Genomic DNA, 523 nt, shown 5'->3' on the forward strand with positions numbered 1-523 from the left:
CGCGGCGTGCGCTGCGCTCGCGCTCGGCTCCGTGTGGTTTTTGAAAAATGGCGGAGACTCCCAGGCAAAAGCCCCTGGCGCCACCGATCTATCGATCGCCGAACGCAAACCGGTTCCAAAACTGACGCCAGTTGCTAGCGTCCCTGCGGTTGAGCCGGACGCCAGCACCGCCCCTCCGCCAGTTAGTACGCCGGCGCCAGAAGACCCACTGAAGATTCAGCGCGAGCAGTTGGAATTACAGAAGCGCGAACACGAAATGCGCTTACTCGACGCGCGCCTCAAGTCGGCACTCATTCCGCCGAGTGTGGCGACGCAAGATTCGACGCCGCAACGGCCACCACAAGAGGGCGTCGATAGGGAGAGCAGTAGTTCAGTTGGCGCCAGCCCGGGAACCGGGCAACGCGGTGCTCAGGACGCCAATTCACGCTTCGCCCGCGCTGTGTCGGACTCTGGCGTTCCGGTGAGTCACGCCAGTCAGATCGAGAATCTCGAGTACAAGGTTTTACAAGGAAAGCTGATCGAT

The 523-nt window shown here is 61.4% G+C and carries 1 pseudogene; it reads left to right on the forward strand.

From position 1 onward, the window contains the following. A pseudogene (locus ACP7BV_RS27815) lies at positions 1–523 on the forward strand (TrbI/VirB10 family protein); the annotation flags it as partial.

It is taken from the genome of Massilia sp. TSP1-1-2 (assembly GCF_049896185.1).
GTDB lineage: Bacteria > Pseudomonadota > Gammaproteobacteria > Burkholderiales > Burkholderiaceae_D > Telluria_A.